The organism is Aeromicrobium sp. (assembly GCF_049586495.1).
In the GTDB taxonomy this organism is placed as follows: Bacteria; Actinomycetota; Actinomycetes; order Propionibacteriales; family Nocardioidaceae; genus Aeromicrobium.
Window position 1 is genome coordinate 1 of record NZ_JBAVCB010000062.1, and the last position, 21,180, is coordinate 21,180.

The 21,180-nt window shown below is 67.9% G+C and carries 18 protein-coding genes and 1 tRNA gene; 13 read left to right on the forward strand and 6 right to left on the reverse strand.

Features of this window, described 5'->3' with window-relative positions; translation table 11 throughout:
* The 11 genes from WB508_RS03570 to WB508_RS03620 all read left to right on the forward strand — a co-directional run.
* Window positions 1-359 (forward strand): ABC transporter permease (locus tag WB508_RS03570; protein WP_423843506.1); only part of this gene is annotated, 359 nt, incomplete at its 5' end.
* A complete protein-coding gene (locus tag WB508_RS03575; protein ID WP_423843507.1) occupies window positions 352-1,329 on the forward strand; it encodes an ABC transporter permease in 978 nt (325 codons plus the stop codon). The genes WB508_RS03570 and WB508_RS03575, both read left to right, overlap by 8 nt.
* On the forward strand, window positions 1,326-3,011 hold the full coding sequence (locus tag WB508_RS03580) for a dipeptide ABC transporter ATP-binding protein (RefSeq protein ID WP_423843508.1): 1,686 nt from the start codon (window positions 1,326-1,328) through the stop codon (window positions 3,009-3,011). The genes WB508_RS03575 and WB508_RS03580 overlap by 4 nt, the downstream gene beginning before the upstream one ends.
* Before the next feature lie 86 nt (window positions 3,012-3,097).
* Window positions 3,098-5,107 (forward strand): S8 family serine peptidase, encoded by a 2,010-nt coding sequence (locus tag WB508_RS03585; protein ID WP_423843509.1) that lies wholly within the window; start codon window positions 3,098-3,100, stop codon window positions 5,105-5,107.
* A 115-nt stretch (window positions 5,108-5,222) separates the two neighbouring features.
* A complete protein-coding gene (locus WB508_RS03590) occupies window positions 5,223-6,410 on the forward strand; it encodes a hypothetical protein (RefSeq protein WP_423843510.1) in 1,188 nt (395 codons plus the stop codon).
* A gap of 12 nt (window positions 6,411-6,422) precedes the next feature.
* Window positions 6,423-7,265, forward strand: coding sequence for a hypothetical protein (locus tag WB508_RS03595; RefSeq protein ID WP_423843511.1), 843 nt, complete (start codon window positions 6,423-6,425; stop codon window positions 7,263-7,265).
* A 33-nt stretch (window positions 7,266-7,298) separates the two neighbouring features.
* Window positions 7,299-7,976: a hypothetical protein gene (locus tag WB508_RS03600; RefSeq protein ID WP_423843512.1), complete on the forward strand. Its 678-nt coding sequence runs from the start codon at window positions 7,299-7,301 to the stop codon at window positions 7,974-7,976.
* Window positions 7,973-9,508 (forward strand): DNA polymerase Y family protein, encoded by a 1,536-nt coding sequence (locus WB508_RS03605; RefSeq protein ID WP_423843513.1) that lies wholly within the window; start codon window positions 7,973-7,975, stop codon window positions 9,506-9,508. Before WB508_RS03600 ends, WB508_RS03605 begins: the two co-directional genes overlap by 4 nt.
* Window positions 9,508-12,879 carry an error-prone DNA polymerase gene (locus WB508_RS03610; RefSeq protein ID WP_423843514.1) on the forward strand — a complete coding sequence of 1,124 codons (3,372 nt, stop codon included), beginning with the start codon at window positions 9,508-9,510 and terminating at the stop codon, window positions 12,877-12,879. Before WB508_RS03605 ends, WB508_RS03610 begins: the two co-directional genes overlap by 1 nt.
* A gap of 106 nt (window positions 12,880-12,985) precedes the next feature.
* Window positions 12,986-13,059: transfer RNA gene (locus WB508_RS03615), tRNA-Gly, on the forward strand.
* Between the two features lie 33 nt (window positions 13,060-13,092).
* Entirely contained in the window at window positions 13,093-13,947 is an 855-nt protein-coding gene (locus WB508_RS03620) for an alpha/beta fold hydrolase (RefSeq protein ID WP_423843515.1), read from the forward strand.
* On the opposite strand, the gene WB508_RS03625 is transcribed toward WB508_RS03620, so the two are convergent.
* Window positions 13,922-14,935 carry a YihY/virulence factor BrkB family protein gene (locus WB508_RS03625; protein WP_423843516.1) on the reverse strand — a complete coding sequence of 338 codons (1,014 nt, stop codon included), beginning with the start codon at window positions 14,933-14,935 and terminating at the stop codon, window positions 13,922-13,924. The genes WB508_RS03620 and WB508_RS03625 overlap by 26 nt on opposite strands.
* Window positions 14,936-14,992: 57 nt before the next feature.
* The gene (locus tag WB508_RS03630) at window positions 14,993-15,325 is read right to left on the reverse strand and encodes a TraR/DksA family transcriptional regulator (RefSeq protein ID WP_423843523.1); all 333 of its coding nucleotides are present in this window, start codon (window positions 15,323-15,325) and stop codon (window positions 14,993-14,995) included.
* 202 nt (window positions 15,326-15,527) lie between these two features.
* On the opposite strand from WB508_RS03630, the gene WB508_RS03635 reads away from it, so the two are divergent.
* The gene (locus WB508_RS03635; RefSeq protein WP_423843517.1) at window positions 15,528-16,256 is read left to right on the forward strand and encodes a sulfite exporter TauE/SafE family protein; all 729 of its coding nucleotides are present in this window, start codon (window positions 15,528-15,530) and stop codon (window positions 16,254-16,256) included.
* A gap of 51 nt (window positions 16,257-16,307) precedes the next feature.
* The gene (locus WB508_RS03640; protein ID WP_423843518.1) at window positions 16,308-17,489 is read left to right on the forward strand and encodes an acyl-CoA dehydrogenase family protein; all 1,182 of its coding nucleotides are present in this window, start codon (window positions 16,308-16,310) and stop codon (window positions 17,487-17,489) included.
* On the opposite strand, the gene WB508_RS03645 is transcribed toward WB508_RS03640, so the two are convergent.
* The 4 genes from WB508_RS03645 to WB508_RS03660 form a co-directional block, all read right to left on the reverse strand.
* Window positions 17,486-19,141, reverse strand: coding sequence for an MFS transporter (locus tag WB508_RS03645; RefSeq protein WP_423843519.1), 1,656 nt, complete (start codon window positions 19,139-19,141; stop codon window positions 17,486-17,488). The genes WB508_RS03640 and WB508_RS03645 overlap by 4 nt on opposite strands.
* Window positions 19,138-19,764: a TetR/AcrR family transcriptional regulator gene (locus WB508_RS03650; protein WP_423843520.1), complete on the reverse strand. Its 627-nt coding sequence runs from the start codon at window positions 19,762-19,764 to the stop codon at window positions 19,138-19,140. Before WB508_RS03650 ends, WB508_RS03645 begins: the two co-directional genes overlap by 4 nt.
* Before the next feature lie 148 nt (window positions 19,765-19,912).
* Window positions 19,913-20,938 carry a hypothetical protein gene (locus WB508_RS03655; protein ID WP_423843521.1) on the reverse strand — a complete coding sequence of 342 codons (1,026 nt, stop codon included), beginning with the start codon at window positions 20,936-20,938 and terminating at the stop codon, window positions 19,913-19,915.
* Window positions 20,939-20,962: 24 nt separating this feature from the next.
* Window positions 20,963-21,180, reverse strand: a 218-nt coding sequence (locus tag WB508_RS03660; RefSeq protein ID WP_423843522.1) for a DUF5915 domain-containing protein, incomplete at its 5' end; no start/stop codon positions are given.

The following is a 21,180-nucleotide window of genomic DNA, read 5'->3' on the forward strand; positions in this document are numbered from 1 at the left end:
CCGTCCGGCTGGCCCGGACCTCGGTGGCCAACAACCTCACCGCTGACCACGTCCGGACGGCCCGGGCCAAGGGTCTGTCCAACGGGTCGGTCGTCCGCAACCACGTGCTGCGCAACTCCCTGGTGCCGGTGGTCACGTACATCGGCATCAACCTGGGGTCGTTGATGGCGGGCGCCATCATCACCGAGGGAATCTTCAACGTCCAAGGCGTGGGCAACCTCGCCTTCCAGGCCGTGAACCGCGGCGACACGCCGTTGACGGTCGCGGTGGTGGCGGTGTTCGTCATGATCTACGTCTTCATGAGCCTGATCGTCGACCTGCTGTACGCCGTACTCGATCCGAGGATCCGCTATGTCTGAGGCCACCTCTCGTCCGGGTCAGGAGCGATTCGTCGCTCCGATCGAAGAGACGCCCTTGCGCGACATCGACGTCGTCGACGTCAGCGCGGTGCCGGAGAGCCAGTGGAAGGAAGCGTGGAAACGACTGCGCAGGTCGCCGCTGTTCTGGCTGTCCGCGGTCATCATCACGGTGCTGGCGGTCATGGTCTCCTTCCCCACCCTGTTCACCAGCGCCGACCCCAATCAGGCCTCGCTCGGCAACCAGTTCGCACCGCCCAGCGACGGCCACCCATTCGGCTACAACTTCCAGGGCGCTGACATCTGGGCCCGCACGGTGTACGGCGCACGCGCTTCGGTCGCGGTGGGTGTGCTCGCCACCCTGGTGACGCTGCTCCTCGGCATGATCACCGGTGCCCTCGCCGGCTTCTATGGCGGCATCGTCGACACCTTGCTGTCGCGCCTGAGCGACATCTTCTTCTCGATCCCCCTGCTGCTGGCCGCCATCGTGGTCATCTCGGTGATCAACAACATCTTCCCGAATCGTGGCTTCTGGTCGTCGGTGTTCATCGTCGTGATGGCGTTGTCGTTGTTCGCCTGGCCGCAGATCACGCGTCAGATGCGCGGCGCGGTCCTGGAGGTCAAGAACCTGGAGTTCGTGGACGCCGCCACGGCGATCGGCGCCTCCAAGCTCACGAATCTGCGGCGCCACATCGTGCCCAACGCGTTGTCCCCGGTCATCGTCTCGGCCACGATCCTGCTGGGCATCTTCATCGTCTCGGAGTCAGCGCTGTCGTTCCTGGGTCTCGGGCTGCCGCAGAACATCGTGTCCTGGGGCAACGACCTGTCCGACGCGCAGACGCTGGTGCGGTCTGGTCAGCACCTGGTCGTCATGTGGGTCCCCGCGACCGCGCTGGCCATCACCGTGCTCGGCTTCGTGCTGCTCGGCGAGGCCGTGCGAGAAGCCCTCGACCCGAAGGCGAAGAAGTCATGACCGAGACACCCCTGTTGGAGATCAAGGACCTGCGGGTCGGATTTCGCGCTGACAAGAAGAAGGTCCTCACGGCTGTCGACGGTGCCAGCCTGACTGTCTACCCGGGGCAGACCATCGCGATCGTGGGAGAGTCTGGTTCCGGGAAGTCCACGCTGGCGCACTCCGTGATCGGTCTGCTGCCCGGCAGCGGCCACGTGATGGGTGGCGAGATCCTGTTCGAGGGATCGGACATCAACCAGGGGAGTCGCGACCAGATCCTCGCTCTGCGCGGTTCATCGATCGGACTGGTGCCTCAGGATCCGATGTCGAATCTGAACCCGCTGTGGAAGGTGGGCCGGCAGATCAAGGAAGCGCTGGTCGCCAATGGTGTCGCCACAGGTGAGGCTGCTGATCGCCGAGTCGTCGAGCTGCTCGAGGAGGCGGGGCTCCCCGATGCCGAGCGACGTGCGCACCAGTACCCGCACGAGTTCTCTGGCGGCATGCGTCAGCGTGCTCTCATCGCGATGGGTCTGGCCGCCCGGCCCAAGCTGCTGATCGCCGACGAGCCCACGTCGGCCCTCGACGTCACGGTGCAGAAACAGATCCTGGACCACCTCGACATGTTGACGGAAAGCTTGGGGGTCGCGGTCATGTTGATCACCCACGACCTCGGCCTGGCGGCAGAGCGCGCGGACCACCTCGTGGTGATGTACCGCGGCAAGATCGTGGAGTCCGGGCCGGCGCTGGAGATCCTGCGCGACCCGAAGCACCCCTACACGCAGCGTCTGGTGTCCAAGGCGCCGTCGCTTGCATCCCAGCGGTTGTCGTCCTTGCACACCCGCCGGGAGATCCACGAACGCGCCCTCGAGCACGCCGCCGAACACAAGGAGGGTTCGCAGTCGCGGGAGATCTTGTCGGTCCAGAACCTCACCAAGGTGTTCAAGCTGCGCGGTGCACGCCCGTGGCAGAAGGTGGACTTCACCGCCGTCGACGATGTCTCCTTCAGCCTGGAGCGGGGCTCCACCATGGCGATCGTGGGCGAGTCGGGCTCGGGCAAGTCCACCGTGGCGCGCATGGTGCTCGACCTGCTGCCGCCGACGTCAGGCGTCGTCCGCTTCGACGGTGTCGACGTCAGCACGCTGAAGAACAAGAAGGACCAGCTGCGCCTGCGCCGTCAGATGCAGCCGGTCTTCCAGAACCCGTACGCATCGCTGGATCCGCTGTACTCGATCTACCAGTCGATCGAGGAGCCGCTGCACACCCACCGCGTCGGCACCCGCAAGGAGCGGGAGGCCAAGGTACGCGATCTGCTCGACAAGGTCTCGCTGCCCACGACCGTCATGTCGCGATTCCCCGGCGAGCTGTCCGGCGGTCAGCGTCAGCGGGTCGCCATCGCGCGTGCTCTGGCGCTGGAGCCGGAGGTCGTCATCTGCGATGAGGCGGTGTCCGCGCTGGACGTGCTGGTGCAGGCGCAGATCTTGGAGCTGCTCAACGATCTGCAGGCCGAGCTGGGCCTGAGCTACCTGTTCATCACGCACGATCTCGCCGTGGTGCGACAGATCGCCGACGACGTGCTGGTCATGCAGGACGGCAGGATCGTCGAGGCGGCCCCGGTCACCGAGGTGTTCGACAACCCGCGCGAGGAGTACACGCGCAAGCTGCTCGACGCCATTCCGGGTGGCAGCATCGCGTTGGGTGCATGACGCTGGCTTGTGCGTTCGCCTGACCGGATCGAGTCATCGCCGTAGCATGAGGGAACTCCCATCCCTGCCCATCCACGAGGTGCGGCATGAAATCGCTGCTTGTCGTCATCGTCAGCGCGCTGTTGCTTGCCCTCGTACCAGCGGCCGCAAGCCCGAGTCCCGATCCTCGGCCTGAGGACTTTCTCGGCGCCACAACCGATCCGAGGGATGCCTCTCCGGCCGTGGGCATCATCGCCACGGCCCGCGACACCGCCCCGCCGAGCGTGCTGGCTGCGGTGAGCACCATCGTCGGACGGCAGGTGGTGGGCCAGACGAAGCTGGGCGGATCCATGATCGCGATGCGGTTCTCGGAGCCTCACACGGTCGCCGAGATCAAGAAGGTGGCGAAGCGCCTGGAGGCGCTGCCGGGCATCGACTCGGTGAGCCCCGACCTGCTGGTGCAGACCGACAACCTGCCCAACGACACCTACTTCAGTCGGCAGGTCAACGTGTTCTCATCGATCGGACCGGACGCGACCGGCACGCCGCAGGTGTACTCAATCGACGCACCCTCCCTCTGGCGTGCGACCACCGGGCTGAAGAGCGTCGTGGTCGCGGTGCTGGATGGCGGTCTCGTGAGCCACACCGACGTGACCGGCCAGAAGATCGCCGGCTACGACATGATCGCCGACAAGCGTTACGCGGGTGACGGCAGCGGCCGCGACAGCAACCCCGCCGACCCGGGCAACTACTCCTCCGGCACGTACTGCACGGCTTCGAAGAGCTCGTGGCACGGCACACACGTCTCGGGCATCATCAGCGCGCTGCGCAACAACGGCAAGGGCATCGCCGGTGTCGCCCCCGGTGCGGCGCTGCAGCCCGTGCGCGTGGTCGGACGCTGCGTGACGTCGATGTCGGACGTCATCGCCGGCATCCGCTGGGCCTCGGGTGGCCGTGTTCCGGGTGTGCCCGACAGCAAGACCCGGGCGAAGGTCCTGAATCTGTCGCTGTCGAGCACGGTGAGCGACTTCACCTGCCCGGCCGCCTACCAGGAGGTCATCGACGAGGCTCGGGCGCGCGGAGCGTTGGCCGTCGCCTCGGCGGGCAACCAGAGCGAGTCGGTGCGCACCCGGACGCCGGCCAACTGCTCGGGGGTGCTGTCGGTCGGTGCCGTCGCTCCCGACGGGAGCCCGACGACGTACACGAACGTGGGTGGGACGCTGGGCATGGTGGCGCCAGGTGGCGTCGATCCGAAGGTGCAGCCCGACCAAGGCATCTGGTCGACCGTCGACCGTGGCGCGAAGGGGCCGGACGGCTCCACGTACAAGCAGATGAGCGGTACGTCGATGGCGGCGCCCGCAGTATCCGCCGCGGCAGCGCTGGTGTTCTCGCTCGGCACCTTCACGCCCGACGAGGTGATCCAGGTCCTCAAGGCATCGGCCGTGCGTCCGCCCAAGATCGATGGCTACTACACCTGCCTCTCCGACGACGCCGCCGGCAACGAGCGCAACGTCTGTGGTGCCGGGATCCTCAACCTCGCCGAGATCCCGGCCCCGATCACGCGTCCGACCATCTCCGGCAGCCCCGCGGTCGGCAGCAGCCTGACGTTGACGCCAGGGACCTGGAACGGCGCCCCGACCGTCTCGCACGCGTGGCTGCGCGGCGGCACCCCGATCGCAGGTGCGACCGGCCCCACCTACACCGTCGTCGCCGACGATTTCGGTCAAGTGCTGTCGGTGCGTTCGACCGCACGGGCGGACGGGTACCCGGACTTCACGTCGACGTCATCGGCGTTGAGCGTGGGGCGATCGGCGTCCGAGCCGTCGGGCATCTCGCCGGAGCACTATCCCGATACCGGAAACCTCTACACCGAACCGTCAACCTTCACCGAGGGTCAGCTGGTGAAGATGGCGGCGAACTTCCCTGACGGTGTGTTCAACGTGGTGCTCTACGAGGAGACCGCTCCGGGGGTGTGGACCTCGGTGGCGACCGACGAGAGCAACAAGTCCGGGAACGCGTACTTCCTGAACTACCGGGTGACCGGGACGCAGCGGGTGTTCGCGCTGACGAGCCGGGGCACGCGCACCGAGGTGGACACCCTCACGCCGACGTCCTAGGGCGCATTCACATCCTCGGAGAAGTTCGCGCTGGCTGCAGAGGTCTGACGGTTTGGCATACCTGCACACGGGCCGCGCCGACGTGACGTTTGCCACGCTCACGCGTTGAGAGGTCGTGGATTTCACGAGGCGCGCCGTGGTGCGCGGAGGCCTGTTGGGTGCAGCTGTCGTGATCGGCAATCAGGTGCTGGGGCCACTGGCCGCGCACGCTGTCGCCCCGGCACGAGCCGCTCTGCCGACGTCCAAGACGACGGTGCAGGGAACGCTCACGGTCCTTGAACCCAATGCACAGGGATATCGCAAGCTCACCGTCGGTCCTCCTGAGCCGCACGTGGTGCGCACCGACCTTGGCGTCGACGCCAATTCCGCACGATCCACCTGTCGGGTGCCGCTGGTGGCGTTCGCGCAGCTGTCTGACGTGCACATCGTCGATCATCAGTCGCCGGCCCGGGTGGAGTGGGTCGATCGATACGACGACCCGAGCCCGCTGCCGTCGCCGGGGCTCTTCTCCTCGGCCTGGCGTCCGCAGGAGGCCATGACGGCGCAGGTGTCCGATGCGATGGTGCGCGCCGTCAACGCCATCACAGCCGCCCCGGCGCTGGGGCTGCCGTTGGCCTTCGCGATCGAGACTGGCGACAACTCCGACAACAGCCAGCTGAACGAGATCCGATGGAACATCGACGTGCTCGACGGCGAACCGGTCACCCCGGACAGTGGCGATCCGAACGCGTACGAAGGGGTGCAGGACGGCAACGCGACCTACTACGACACGAACTACTACCACCCGGACGGCACGCCGACGGGGGAAGCCGAGGACCAGTGGCGGGCCGCCGGCTTTCCCACGGTGCCAGGTCTGATCGACAAGGCGCGGGCTGAGTTCACCCCGGTGGGCCTGGACGTTCCGTGGTACTCCGCCTTCGGCAATCACGACGGTCTGGTGCAAGGCAATTTTCCGATCTCCACGCTTCCGGCACTGAGCGTCATCGCCGTCGGACCAGCCAAGATCATCTCTCCGCCCACCGGTGTGACCCAGGCCATGGTGGCCAATGCGGTGGCCGACGGCTCCATCGGGACCCTGTTGGCGTCGTCGCTCCTCTTGCCGGGTGCCCGGTCGGTCACCCCCGATCCCAGTCGTCGCCTGCTGACCCGCAAGGAGATCGTCGAGGAGCACTTCTCCACATCGGGCGCGCCGGTCGGACACGGCTTCACCCAGAGCAACCGCAAGGACGGCACGGCGTACTACTCCTTTGATGTCGGTGACCTCCGCATGGTCGTGATGGACACCGTGAATCCCAACGGCTAGGCCGATGGTTCGTTGGACGAGGCTCAGTTCGACTGGATCAAGGGCGTCATCGACGCCACCACCGACAAGGCGGTGCTGTTGTTCAGTCACCACACCGCTGACACGATGATGAATCCGTTCGTGGCCACGGGTGGCGATCCCGGGCCTCGCGTGCTGGGCGCCGCGCTGGTCAGCTATCTGCTGACGAAACCTCAGGTGATCGGATGGTTCAACGGCCACACGCACAAGAATCAGATCTTCAGCCATGTGCGGGGTGATGGGTCGGGTGGCTTCTGGGAGGTCAACACCGCCTCGCACTGCGATTACCCGCAGCAGGCGCGCATCATCGAGGTTGCCAACAACGCCGATGGCACGTTGTCGATCTTCGCGACGGTCATCGACCATGCGGCGCCGGCTGGCTTTGATGGCAATCTGGACAATCCGTTGTCCCTGGCGGCGCTGGCGCGTGAGCTGTCGGCCAATGATCCGCAGATCGACCGCGCGTCACACCTGGGCGCCGATGACGCGCGCAACGTCGAGCTGCTGGTGCAGGCGCCGCCTGGTTTCGCGATCGTCTGCAGCGATGGCGATGGCGATGGCGATGGCGATGGCGATGGCGATGGCGACGGCGACGGCGACGGCGATGGCGGCAATGGCCGTGACGATGACGACGATGATGACAAGTCGGACTCCGGATCCGGCTTTGACAGATCCTCGGGGCTGGGCGCTGGTTCCGGTGCGGGCGCAGGCGGCGTGAGCGATCGTCTGCCGGGCGCGGGGGCTTCATCCACGCTGTTCGGTGTCGCGGCCACTGGCGCGGCCGCTGTGGCAGTGGGCGAAGTGGTGCGCAGGGCGGGCCAGGCCGCCCCCTCCTGACCTGGCCCACGGGGCTTGACCAGTATCGAACACATGTTCGATACTGGTGCGATGGACCCCGCCGCCACCGACACCATCGCCGTGCTGCGCGAGCGCATGGGACGCATGCAGGGCCGGCCGGCCACTCAACCGGTGGCCACGCACGAGGCGTTGTCAGGATTGTTGCAGCTGCAGACCGGCGGGATCTACGCCACTGACAGCGCCAGCCTCACTGGCCTGCTGATGGCTGGCCCCTCGGCCGAGGGTGCGTGGTGCGGTGTCGTGGGCTCGCAGGTGTGGGGGCTCGAGGCACTCAGCAGTGTCGGGGTGCGCCTCGAGCGGTGCGTGCTGGTGCCTGATCCGCGCCATGCGTGGCTCGAGGTCACTGCCGCCCTGGTCGACGTGCTGGCTGTGGTGGTCGTCGCGCCGCCCACCACCACGGTGGGTGAGCAGGACGCCTCCCGCCTCGCAGCCCGTCTGCGCAAGCGAGGTGGCGTGCTGGTGGTGCTGGGGGCCTGGCCGCGCGCTGACGCCTGGCTGAGTCTGGGGGACGTGCGTTGGGCTGGTCTGGATCGCGGTCATGGGCACCTGCAGGCACGGCAGGCCACGGTCGAGGTCAGTCGGGGTACTGCTCCTGCGCGAACCCGACGGTTGTGGTTCCCCGATGTCGACCAGGCGATCCGTCCGGTCCACCAGCGTCCGGTCGTCGCGCCAGTGCGGAGGGTCGGATGAGTCGCATCCTGGTCCTCTGGGCCCCCGACTGGCCGGTCCTGGCGGCTGCGGAAAGCGTCGCCACGGGCAGCCCAGTCGCGGTGCTGTCCAAAGGTCAGGTGCTGGCGTGCTCGCAGGCGGCCCGGGCCGAGGGGGTGCGGCGTGGCATGCGCCGACGCGACGCTCAGTCGCACTGTCCCGATCTGGTGCTGTGCGATCACCAACCTGACGCCGACGCCCGGGCCTTTGAGGAAGTGCTCACGGCGCTGGAGCACCTCAGCCCCGGGGTCGCCCCGCTGCGCCCGGGCCTGTGCGCCTTGCACGTGCCCAGCCGGTTCTACGGCGGAGAGGTCGAGGCCGGAGCCGTCATCGCCGAGCGGTTGGTCTCGCTGGGCATCTGGGACATCCGCATGGGCGTGGCCGACGGCTTGTTCGCCGCTGAGCAGGCGGCCCGCCGATCGGCAGCCCAGGACAGCCTGATCGTGCCCGCCGGCGCATCGGCGGCGTTCCTGCGCGATCTGCCCATCGACGTGCTCGATGACGGTGATCCTGAGGCATCCGCGCTGGTCAGCCTGCTGCGCCGCATGGGCCTCACCACGCTGGGCGCTTTCGCGGGGCTCGCCCCGGCCGACGTGCACACCCGCTTCGGCACCCACGGCGCGCTGTTGCACCGGCTGGCGGCAGGCCGCGACGCGCAGGTGGTCAGCCGACGACAGATGCCCCCCGAGCTCACCGCCACGCTGTCGCTGGAACCGCCGTTGGACCGCGTCGACCAGATCGCCTTCAGCCTGCGCGCCACGGCCGAGGCGTTCGTGACCGATCTCGCCGATCGGGCCGCGGTCTGCACCACGGTGCGCATCGAGGTCGATGCCGACGGATCGCTGGCCACCACGCGTCGGTGGATGCATCCGCGGTGGTTCAGTGCCACCGATCTGATCGACCGGGTGCGCTGGCAGCTGCAGCCGGTGGGGGCCAGCCCGGTCGGGGCGCCGGTCGACGCCGTGCGACTGATTCCCGAGGTGATTGAGCCGCTGGGCGATCACTCCGACAGTCTCTTCGGCGGCGGCCCCGACGAGCGAGTCGAGCGCGCCGTGGCCCGGGTGCAGGGCATCGTCGGCCACGTGCAGGTCGTGTCGGTGCAGACACAGGGCGGGCGCAGCCCCCGCGAGCGGCACCTGCTGGTGCCGTGGGGCGAGAAGCCGATCGCCGCTCGGGCAGCGGGGTCGCCGTGGCCTGGCGCCGTGCCGCCGCCTGCTCCGGCCACCGTGTTCGATCAGCCGCAGGAGGCCTGGGTGGTGGGAGCCGAGGGCATGTCGGTGGGGGTCACCGGTCGCGGTGTCGTCAGCGGGGAGCCCACCCGGTTCCGTCCGGTGGCGGGGGCGGACTGGTTGCCGGTCGCCTCGTGGGCCGGCCCGTGGCCGGTCGACGATCACTGGTGGGACGAGGCCGCCGCCCGCCGCATCGCCCGTTTCCAGGTGGTCGGGCTCGACGGCAGCGCCTGGCTGATGGTCGTCGAGAACGGCCGCTGGCTCACCGAGGCGAAGTACGACTGATGGGCTGGAACAACCCGGACATCTCGTGGAACGAGCTGGAGCGGCGGCTGTCGGGGCGCACCGATCCAGGTGACGTGCCGATCAGTCAGCGGCACGTCGCATACGAGGCGCCGGCCGTTGAGGGTCCGTCCGGTCCAGTCGTGCCGTACGCCGAGCTGCACTGCCACAGCAGCTACAGCTTCCTCGACGGCGCGAGTGGTCCCGAGGCGTTGGTCACCGAGGCAGTTCGGCTGGGCCTGTCCGGTCTGGCCATCACCGATCACGACGGCTTCGCTGGGGCGCCGCTGTTCGCCGAGGCAGCCGCGGAGCACGCCACCGCTGGTCGCCAGCTGCACACCGTGTTCGGTGCGGAGCTGTCGTTGGGGCTGACTCGCCCGCAGAACGGGGTGGCCGATCCCGAGGGCGATCACCTGTTGGTGCTGGCACGCGGGGTCGAGGGCTACCACCGGCTGGCGGCCGCCATGACCGATGCGCACCTGCGCGGCGACGAGAAGGGTCGACCCGACTACCGCATCGACGAGCTGACCGATCGCGGCCGTGGGCACTGGGTCGTGCTCACCGGGTGCCGCAAGGGCGCGGTGCGGCGGGCGTTGGCCGAGGGTGGGTGGGCTGCTGCAGCGGGCGCTCTCGACGACCTCACGGCTCGTTTCGGACTCGACTCGGTCGTGGTCGAGCTCACCGACCACGGGCACCCGCAGGACACCGCGATCAACGACGCGCTGGCTGCGTTGGCCGCCGATCACGGGTTGCCAGTGGTGGCTACCAACAACGTGCACCACGCCCGACCCGGCGATCACCGGCTTGCCGCGGCCCTGTCGGCCGTTCGGGCCCGTCGCAGCCTCGCCGAGATCGACGGCTGGCTGCCGGCCACCGGAGCCGCGCACCTGCGCACCGGCGCCGAGATGCAGATGCGCTTCGCCCGGTACCGCGGCGCCGTGGCGCGCAGCGTCGAGATCGCTGCCGCCACTGCCTTTGACCTGCGGGCCGCCACCCCGCGCCTACCGCGCCGTGGCATTCCCGCCGGGCACACCGCCATGAGCTGGCTGCGGGTGCTGGCCGACCGCGGTATCGACCAGCGGTACGGGCACAACCGTGAGGCCGCCCGCGAACGCATCGCCGCTGAGCTCGATGTCATCGAAGCCAAGGACTTCCCGGGCTACTTCCTGATCGTGCACGACATCGTGCAGTTCGCCCGCAACCAGGACATCTTGTGCCAAGGTCGCGGGTCGTCGGCCAATTCCGCGCTCTGCTACGCCCTGGGCATCACGGCGGTCGACTCGATCCGGTACGACCTGCCATTCGCCCGGTTCCTCGCCACCACCCGCGAGGAGGAACCCGACATCGACGTCGACTTCGACTCCGCACGCCGCGAGGAGGTCATCCAGTGGGTCTACGACACCTACGGCCGCCACAATGCCGCGCAGGTCGCCAATGTCATCACCTACCGTCCCCGGTCGGCCATCCGCGACGCTGCCAAGGCGCTGGGGCACTCGGTGGGCCAGCAGGACGCGTGGAGCAAGCAGATCGACGGGTGGGGGAGCCTCATCGATCGTGAGATCTGCGAGGCGCCAGATCCCGTGATCGATCTCGCCGAGCAGCTGATCGGGTCACCACGCCACCTGGGCATCCATTCTGGCGGCATGATCCTGACCGAGCGACCCATCGGAGAGGTCGTGCCCATCGAACGCGGTCGCATGGACAAGCGCACCATCGTGCAGTGGGACAAGGACGCCTGTGAGTACATGGGACTGGTCAAGTTCGACCTGCTCGGCCTCGGGATGCTCGGCGCCATCCAGCACGCCATGAAGATGGTGGCCGAGCACACGGGGGAGCAGTGGGAGCTGCGCACCATCCCCGGCGACGAACCCGCCGTCTACGACATGCTGTGCCGGGCTGACTCGATCGGGGTGTTCCAGGTCGAGAGCCGGGCGCAGATCGGCACCCTGCCCCGCCTCCAGCCGCGCGAGTACTACGACCTGGCCATCGAGATCGCGCTGATCCGCCCCGGGCCCATCCAAGGTGGCGCGGTGCACCCGTACATCCGGCGGGCCACGGGTCGCGAGCCGATCACCTATCCACACCCGGTGCTCAAGCCGGTGCTCGAGCGCACCAAGGGTGTACCGCTGTTCCAAGAACAGCTGATGCAGATGGCGATCGCGATCGGCGACTGCACCGGCGACGACGCCGACCTGCTGCGGCGGGCCATGGGGTCCAAGCGCGGGGTCGAGCGCATCGAGAAGCTGCGCACCCAGCTGTACGCCGGCATGAAGCGGCACGGGCTGAACGAGGAAGAATCCGATGCGATCTATCTGAAGATCCAGTCCTTCGCCAACTTCGGCTTCGCCGAGAGCCACGCGCTCAGCTTTGCGCTGCTGGTCTACGCCAGCTCGTGGCTCAAGCTGCACTACCCGGGGGCGTTCCTCGCGGCACTGCTGCGCAACCAACCCATGGGCTTCTACTCACCGCAGTCGTTGGTCGCCGACGCGCGACGCCACGGCGTGCAGATCCTGCGCCCTGACATCATGCACTCCCAGCCGCAAGCCGACCTCGAACTGTTGCCTGACGCCGAGCCCGGCGCCACGGGCCGCGACTCCTGCCTGTCGTTCAACCAGCCGCATCCGGGAAAGTTCGTGCCCGGCACGCCCGATCCCACACCCGATCACCGTCGCGACGGTCGATACGCCGTGCGGCTCGGTCTCGACGAGGTGCAGGGCATAGGACTTGAGGCCGCCGAGCGCGTGGTGGCCGCGCGGGCCGAGCGGCCGTTCGTCGACATGGCCGACGTGTCGCGCCGGGCCGGGCTCTCGGTGGTCCAGATGGAGTCACTGGCCACGGCGGGCGCCTTCGACGCTTTCGGGCTGAGTCGCCGCCAGGCGCTGTGGAACGCCGGCTATGCCGAACGCACCGACCAGCTCGAGGGCACCGAGGTGCAGGCGCCGCCCCCGATGCTGCCCGGCATGAGCGACGTCGAGATCACCACCGCCGACCTCTGGGCCACCCGCATCTCACCGGAGACCCACCCGATCGAGCACCTGCGCTCCCTGCTGGACGCCGAGGACATCTGTTCGATCGAGTCGCTGGAACGGATCGAGCACGGCACCCGGGTGCGCGTGGGTGGCCTCATCACGCATCGCCAGCGCCCCGGTACCGCCAGCGGCGTCACCTTCCTCAACCTCGAGGACGAGACCGGCATGCTCAACATCGTCTGCTCCCAGTCCATGTGGGCCCGTGATCGTGTCATGGCCCGCACGTCAGCCGGCATGGTCATCCGCGGCATGCTGGAGCGCCATGACGGCGTGATCAACCTCGTGGCCGACAAGCTCGAGCGCATCGAGATCGTCTACCCACACCGCAGCCGCGACTTTCAATGAGAGCCATCACGCCCCGGGCGGCCGCCGCCGTCGCACCCTCGCGCCCAGATGAGGACGGAGATGCTTCATACTGATGGAGGTGTCAGGCTCGTCAGAGGCTGGCTTCGCGGACGTGGTGTAGTTGCAGCACACTTCCCTTCCAGGGAAAAGGTCGAGGTTCGAATCCTCGCGTCCGCTCCAAGCGGTCCGTCGACCACTCCGAGGAATCCCACCATGGCGCACATCTCCCCGCAGACGACCGTGCTTCACGGTCACGAGCTCTCCTACGTCGACAGTGGGTCCGGCTCGGTCGTGCTGTTCATCCACGGAATTCTCGGATCGCAAGGGCAGTGGGCCCACCTGGTCGACATGATGGACGACGATCACCGGGTGATCGTTCCCGATCTCTTCGGGCATGGCGAGTCCGCCAAACCGATGGGGGACTACTCGCTCAGCGCGCACGCCGCGACGATGCGCGATCTCCTCGACCACCTCGGGATCGACCGGGTCACGCTGGTCGGGCACTCACTGGGCGGCGGCATCGCCATGCAGTTCTTCTACCTCTTCCCGGAGCGGGTCGATCGCCTCGTGCTGGTGTCCAGTGGCGGCCTGGGACGCGAAGTGAACCTCGTCCTGCGCTCAGCCACCTTGCCGGGTGCCGCCCAGGTGCTCAGCGTCATCGCCTCGGCACCCGTTCTCTCGCGGGTGGAGGCATTGGGACGTGGCGCGTCGAAGGTCGGCTGGCGGCCCGGGGCAGACCTCAGCGCGATCTGGCGCGGGTTCAGCTCACTCAACGACCGCGAGAGCAGGCGAGCCTTCCTCGCCACCACCCGCGCCGTCATCGACGTCGGCGGGCAGAGCATCAGCGCGCACGACCATCTGACGGATGCTCTACCCATCGCAACCCTGATCGTGTGGGGCTCGAAGGACCGGATGATCCCGGCGTGGCACGCACTCAGCGTGGTTGACCAGCTGCCCGACTGCCGTGTCGAGCTCTTCGAGGGATCAGGCCACTTCCCGCACCTGGACGACCCCGACCGCTTTGCCCTGGTGCTCCGCGAGTTCATCGCCGCCGACCCAACTTCCTAGACGGCGGGGTCGAGACCGTGGGCCACATCCGCTCGATCTCCGCATTGAACTCGGCCCCGAGCAGCACCGCGATCGAGGAGACGTAGAGCCAGAGCACGACCGCGATCGGCACCCCGAGCTGGCTGAACACGGCGTCTCCTCCAAGCGTCACGGCCAGGTATGCGCGAAGGCCCGCGGCCGCCAGCAGCCACAGGATCATCGCCAGCAGGGCGCCGGGCACGTCTCGTCGCCATGGCGTCCGCCACGGGACTCCCACGTGGTAAAGCGTCGCGAGCCCAGCCACCGCAAGCACTGCCAGCGTGGGCCAGTACAGGGCACCCAGCACACCCAGCGTCGCGGACGCGATGGCGTTCGGTGCCACCCACTCGACTATGCGCGGGCCGAGGACTAGCAGGGGAAGGATCGCGATGGCGCCCACGAGGCCCGCCACGGTCAGCCCAACCGCCATGAGCCGACGCCGCCAGCTCGGGCCAGGCTCGTCGATGTCGTAGGCGATCGTGATCGTCTCCAGCGCCCGGTCGGTGGCGCGGGAACCAGTCCACAGGCTCAGCAGGGCTCCGATGGAGATCACGTCGGCTCGGCCGTCAGCGAGCACGGCCATGGCCAGTCGCTCGTACGACTCGTAGGTCTGGGTGGCGAGGAACCCTCGCGGCAGCTCGAAGACGATCCGGTTCAGCTCCTGGGTCCCCGAGGGCCCCAGCGCATCAGCGACGAAGCCGAGCGAACCCAGGATGACCAGAAGCAGCGCGGGCAGCGAGATCATCGTGAACAGGGCAATCTCAGCGGCCAGCCCGGGCACCCGGTCGTCGACCGTGTCCCGCCAGGTGCGCAACGTCAGTTCCGAAGCGCGCTGCACCGGGTGGGGGAGTCGGTCGTACACGCCGTGTGCCATGTCGTCAGCCCTGCTGCGCGAACGCGCTGCGAGGGCCGCGATTCGGCTCTGATGTCCCAGGGGCGAAGGGGGAACCTGCTCCGGGGTGTCAGTCATTGCCACCATCGTACGAGGGAGGTCCGCCACCGATCACACGGTGAACGGCCTGGCCCGTCAACGCGCGCACTGGATGCAGGTGCGGGCCGTGGGTCTGGCGCCGAGCCGCTCCGCGCCGATCGTTTCACCGCATCGTTCGCAGGTGCCGTACGTTCCGGTGTCAAGCCGTTCCACGGCGGCGTCGATCTCCGCGAGGTGGTCTTGCGTCTGCCGGACGAGGGCCGCGATCTGCGACCGTTCGAACGCGATCGTCGCGCCTTCTGGATCGTGCTCGTCGTCGGCGTTGTCGTCAAGAGAGGCCGCCACCACAGCGGCGTGGTCGCCTTTCAGGACGACCAAGCGCCCGATCGTCTCCTCGCGGTCGAGCTCGAGCTGTTCGCGCACGCACATCACGTCCTCTCCTGGTGGTGCCGCGAGGTCAGTCGAGGCAGAACTCGTTGCCTTCGGGATCGCGCGGAGTGTTGAAGCCGGACTCCATGACGTCGTCGGGATCGGCACAGTCGAAGGTGATCTGCACGTCGCGCGTCACGGCGTCAGTCTCGTACGGATCACCGACAGAAGTCAGCCCCTCCGTGGTGACTAGGGTGACCACGTGGTGGGTGAAGCGATCGGCGTGCTCGTCGTCATCTCGATCGCCGTGGTTCTCGGAGCGATCACCCAGACAACCGTCGGGCTGGGGCTGGGCCTCGTCGCCGCGCCGGTGCTCACCTTCGTGGCGCCCGAGCTGATGCCGGGCGTCATCATCATGCTGGGCATGACTCTGCCGCTGCTCACCTTGGTGCGCGAGCACCACGAGATCGACTGGCACGGAGTCGTCTGGATCACGCCGTTGCGCCTGGTGGGAACGATTTTCGGAGTCTGGATCGTCGCGCAGGTCACCGCCGAGAACCTGGAGTGGGTCGTCGGGGTGGTGGTCCTGCTGGCGGTCGCGCTCACGGTCCACACGTTCGCCGTCCCGATCAATCGGCGCACGCTCAGTACCGCTGGGCTGATCAGCGGGATCACCGGTACGGCAACCTCCATCGGCGGACCTCCCCTCGCCCTGCTCTATCAGCACCGCCCGCCGCACCAAGTCAGATCCACGCTCGCCGTGCTCTTCGTCACGGGTTCGGCCATCAGCCTGACCGGCCTCGGGGTGGCTGGCGAGCTGTCCCTTCGCGAGCTCAAGATCGCGGCGCTCATGGTCCCGGTGCTGGCGTTCGGCGTGCTCGCGGGCACGCGGCTGCGCTCGCGACTCCCGCTCCGCGTGATGCGGCCCGCGCTCCTGGCCGTCAGTGCCGTCTCGGCGGTCGTGCTGATCGTGAAGTCCTTCGTGGCCTGAGCCGCGGTCGCTGCCCTGCCGGAAGATGCCGCCGCGTCTAGGTTGAGTGGCATGGACCTGTCCGACTCGCCCTTCTCCGATTTTCTCGGCTTCGAGCTGCTGCTGGCCGACCAGGACAGGGAGCTGCTGGGCTTCGTCAGGTCGTTCATGAACCGGCAGGTCGAGCCGATCATCAACGACTTCTGGACGCGGGCGGAGTTCCCGCACGAGATCGTGCCGCCCATGGCCGAGCTCGGCATCGCCGGACTCGCCTACGACGGACCGGGCTGTCCAGGTCGCGGCGCGTTCGTCAACGGCATGGTGGCCATGGAGATGAGTCGGATCGACCCGTCCATCGGCACTTTCATGGGGGTGCACGGTGGCCTCGCGATGGGGTCGATCCAGCTGTGCGGCTCCGAGGAGCAGAAGCAGCGGTGGCTGCCCGCCATGGCCCGGATGGAGCTGATCGGTGCCTTCGGTCTGACCGAGCCCGACATCGGCTCAGCAATCGCGGGGGGACTGGCCACCACCGCACGCCGGGACGGAGACGACTGGGTCCTCGACGGAGAGAAGAAGTGGATCGGCAACGCTGCCTTCGCCGATCTGGTCATCATCTGGGCGCGCGACGAGGCCGACGGCGAGGTCAAGGGCTTCGTGGTCGAGAAGAACACGCCGGGCATGACCTTCACCAAGCAGGAGGACAAGATCGCCCTGCGGGTGGTGCAGAACGCCGAGATCCACCTGTCCGGCGTGCGTGTGCCAGATGCCAACCGGCTGCAGGAGGCAAACTCGTTCGCCGATACGTCCCGCGTGCTGCGGGTGACCCGAATGGACGTGGCGTGGCAGGCGACCGGCTGCGCGCGAGGCGCGTTCGAGCACGCCCTGAGGTACACGACCCACCGCGAGCAGTTCGGCAAGTCCATCGGCTCGTTCCAGCTGGTGCAGGACCTGCTGGTCAAGATGTTGAGCAACGTGACGGCGTCGATCGCCATGAACGTGCGCGCCTCGCAGCTGCAGGACGCCGGTGTGCTCAAGGACGAGCACGCCTCCCTGTGCAAGGTGCACAGCACCGTGCGGATGCGCGAGACGGTCGGCTGGGCCCGCGAGGTGCTCGGCGGAAATGGCATCCTGCTCGAGCATCACGTGGGCCGGTTCGTGGCCGACGCCGAAGCCATCTACTCCTACGAGGGCACTCGCGAGATCAACACCCTGATCGTCGGTCGCGCCATCACCGGCGAGGGCGCTTTCGTCTAGACGACGACGCCTTCGGGGGTCTCGTCGTCAACCAGCTCGTGGTGCTTGACGTTGAGCAGAGACCAGATGATGGCCGAGGCAGTCCAGATCATGAAGGCTCCGACGAGGAACGCGTGGGTCGCGCCGTCGGCGAACGCTGCCTGGCCGACCAGCGCCTCGATGCGCTCCGAGACACCGGGAGCCGGGGCCGCGCCTGCCTGGGTGGCGCCCTGGACAGCAGCGCCCACCTCGGCGCCGTGGCTGTTGGCGAAGTTGAGGGCGACGGTCGACAGGCCCGCGAGGCCGATGGCTCCACCGACCTGTTGCATCGTGTTGAGCACTCCCGAACCGATGCCGGAGTCCTCACTCGGGATGCCGTGCACCGCGACCAGGGTCATGGTCACGAAGACCAGACCCATGCCGAAGGCCATGAGCACGATGAACGGGGCGATCTCGGTCCAGTAGTTGACGCTGTCGCTCAGTGTCCCGTTGCCCATGGCGACCTTCAGCAGGTTGGCCGGGCTGTCGTCGATCGAGATCCGCGAGAAGTTGAACAGTGCGATGCCCGAAAGGATGGTGCCGGTTCCGGCCAGGTAGCGCGGGTCGATCCGGGCGATCAGCCTGGACGACAGGGTCGCGCCGATGATGATGCCGAAGGTGAAGGGCAAAAAGGCGAAGCCAGTGTGCAGCGGGCTGTACCCCAGCACGTTCTGCAGCAAGAGCGACAGGAAGAAGAACATCGCGAACATCGCAGCAGGCGTGATCATCATGGAGGTGAAAGCCACGGCGCGGGCCCGGTTCTCGAAGATGGCGAGCGGCAGCAGCGGGTTCTTCACCGACGCCTCGATCACGACGAAGGCGATCAGTAGGACGGCGGACAGTACCAGCGCGACGATCGTGACGGTGTCGCTCCAGCCGTACCGCTCGTCGCTGGCGCGCGACAGGCCGTAGACCAGTGCGGAGATGCCGGTGGTGCCGCTCAGGGCGCCGGGGATGTCCAAAGCCATTCGACGCGGCTGGCTCTCGGGCAGGAAGCGCGGCGCGACGAACGCAGCGAACAGGCCGATCGGCACGTTGATGAGGAAGGTCAGGCGCCACCCTTCGATGCCGGCGAAATCGAGACCTGTGAGCCAGCCGCCGAGGATCAGGCCGATGGCGGCACCGACGCCCGACAGGGCGGCGTAGACGCTGAAGGCCCGGTTGCGCAGCGGGCCGGCCGGGAAGGTGGTGGTGATCAGCGCCAGCGCGGCCGGTGCGGCCATGGCGGCACCGACACCCTGCAGTCCCCGGGAGCCGAGCAGCATCGCCTCGTTCTGGGCGACGCCGCCCAGGGCCGATGCGAAGGCGAAGAAGACCAGTCCAGCGATGAAGATGCGGCGACGACCGTACAGATCGGCGAGGCGACCGCCGAGCAGCAGCAGTCCACCGAAGGCCAGGGCGTATCCGGTGACGACCCACTGCTGGTTGCTGGCGCCGATGTCCAGATCCCTCGAGATGTACGGAAGGGCGATGTTGGCGATCGTCGCGTCGAGCACCACCATCAGCTGCGCCATGCAGATGATGACCAGGGCCCAGCCGAGTCGGCGAGAGGTCTCGGGCGGCACAGCCCCGACCACGGTGTCGTCGACGCCGGAGCCGTCCATGGTGCTGTCGGAGGTGGGCGAGTCGGTCATGAGTGGTCCTTGGGGGTGTGGGTGCTGCTCGGGGGGAGGACGGCGGGCAGGATCACCTGGTCGATGACGGCGGTGATGGACTCAGGGGTGGGCTGCTCGCCGAGCACGAACTGGTTGTGCAGGACGATGCCGGCGAGCGCAGGAGCGACGACGTCGAGGTCGACGTCCTCGCGCAGCTCGCCGCGGGAACGAGCCCGCTCGAAGAGGTCGTGCGTCCGTGCGATCTTCGGCCCGACGTAGCGGGTACGGAACTCCTCAGCGAACTCCGGATCGCGGCTCAGCGCGGTGATGACGCTGCCGAACACGGCGATCTGACGTTCGTCGGTCAGCCCGCCGCGGCCGGCACAGTGCGACGCGATCAGGTCGCCACGCAGCGATCCGGTGTCGAGGCTCTCGTCGATGGGGCCCTTCTGCGCGATCACGGCCTCGAGGACGAGGATCGCCTTGGTTTCCCACCGGCGGTACAGCGTGGCCTTCGACGCACGAGCGGCCGACGCCACGGCGTCCATGGTCAGACGGTCGTAGCCCACGTCAGCAAGGACGTCGAGCGTCGCGTCCAGGATCTCCTGCTCACGCTCGCCCTCCACGCGGGGTCGGGCGGCGGCTGCTTCCACCGGGGACATCGTTGCTCCTTGACAGAACGAAACCGTTTCGTTCCATCAGAGAGTACGGAATCGTTTCATCGCGATGCAAGCCCGGACAGGGGTCAAGGCGTGTGAGGTGTGCCACCGGAGGTGTCGCAGATGGGCGAGACGCGCCAGGTCGCTGAGCTCATGGTCGTGCCTGGGCGTAGGAAGCCTGGGCTGCAGCCCATGGGCCGGAACGACTGCCGAGATCGGCTGTCTCGGCGATCAGCACGGACAGCTCGGCTGAAAAGCTCTCACTGGCCTCGCGCGGAAGCAACGAGGGCAGGTTGTCGATCGCGATGACGTCCAGAAGTGGCTGGTCGACGATGCGTCGAACCGGTTCGTTCCAGGTCGTGATGGAGGTGTTGACCGGAATCAGGTTGGCCGACGACGTGACGTCGCACGTGACGTCAGAGATGACCCGCAGGCGCCGATCGACGTCGAGATCTTCGGGGCGAACCCACGGATCGACTCTCTGACCGCGCGACACGACGCAGTTGACCAGCAAGTCGTGGTCCAGCAGTGCTTCCCGGTCGAGGTCTCGCGTGTGGCCGGCGTCCCACGGCGTGATGCGCGCGCCGGCTACCGCCAGCGCTTCGACAGCCCCGCCGCCGCTGCGTCCACGTGCACCGATCACCAGAGCCGACAGGTCGTCCAGGCTCGACGCGAGCAACTCGTCGAGCTCGGGCCGCGTCATCGGGGTCAGCGGAGTCTTGAGCTGCCCGCGAACGGTCAGTACGCCGAGGGCGGCGCCGACGTAGCCAGCCCATCGGCCGAACGCCACCACGCGCCGTCCGTCCACCGTCAGGTACTCGATGTCGAGCAGGTCGCCGCCGCCACGCGCGAACCGCGCGAGCACCTCCTCGGCACCGTCCTGACCCTTGAACGCGTGGGCGAAGTAGATGTGTGGGTGGACGAGGGCGCTCGGCTCGTCGGGCAGCTCCTTGATGCCGAGGATGTGCACGCCGGGAGGGGCGTCGATCCAGGAGCCAGTTTCGGCGAGCTCGCAGCCCGCCGCAGCGTACTCGTCGTCGCCGAAGACTCGCTGCGGAGAACGCTCGACGGTGACGCGTACGCCGTCGGCGATCAACGTGTGGCAGTCGTGCGGCACCAATGGTGCTCGCTGCTCCGTGGCTCGTGTCTCGGACCGCATCCACACATGCACGCTCATGGCCCGCAGGCTAGCGCCTGAAGGTCAGGCCTTCGCGAGGTGCACCACAGCCCGCTCGCCGTCGGCGACCTCGACCGGGGTGCCGGACACGGTCGCGTCCACGGACAAGATGGCCAGCGTCTCGCCGGCGATCAGTTCGGCATGCGTCGTGGCTGCAGCGACCACGGCATCGCTGCCGCCGATCACCAGCGTGATGCGGTCCGACACAGCAAAGCCGGAGTCGCGTCGGGTCTGCTGGACTC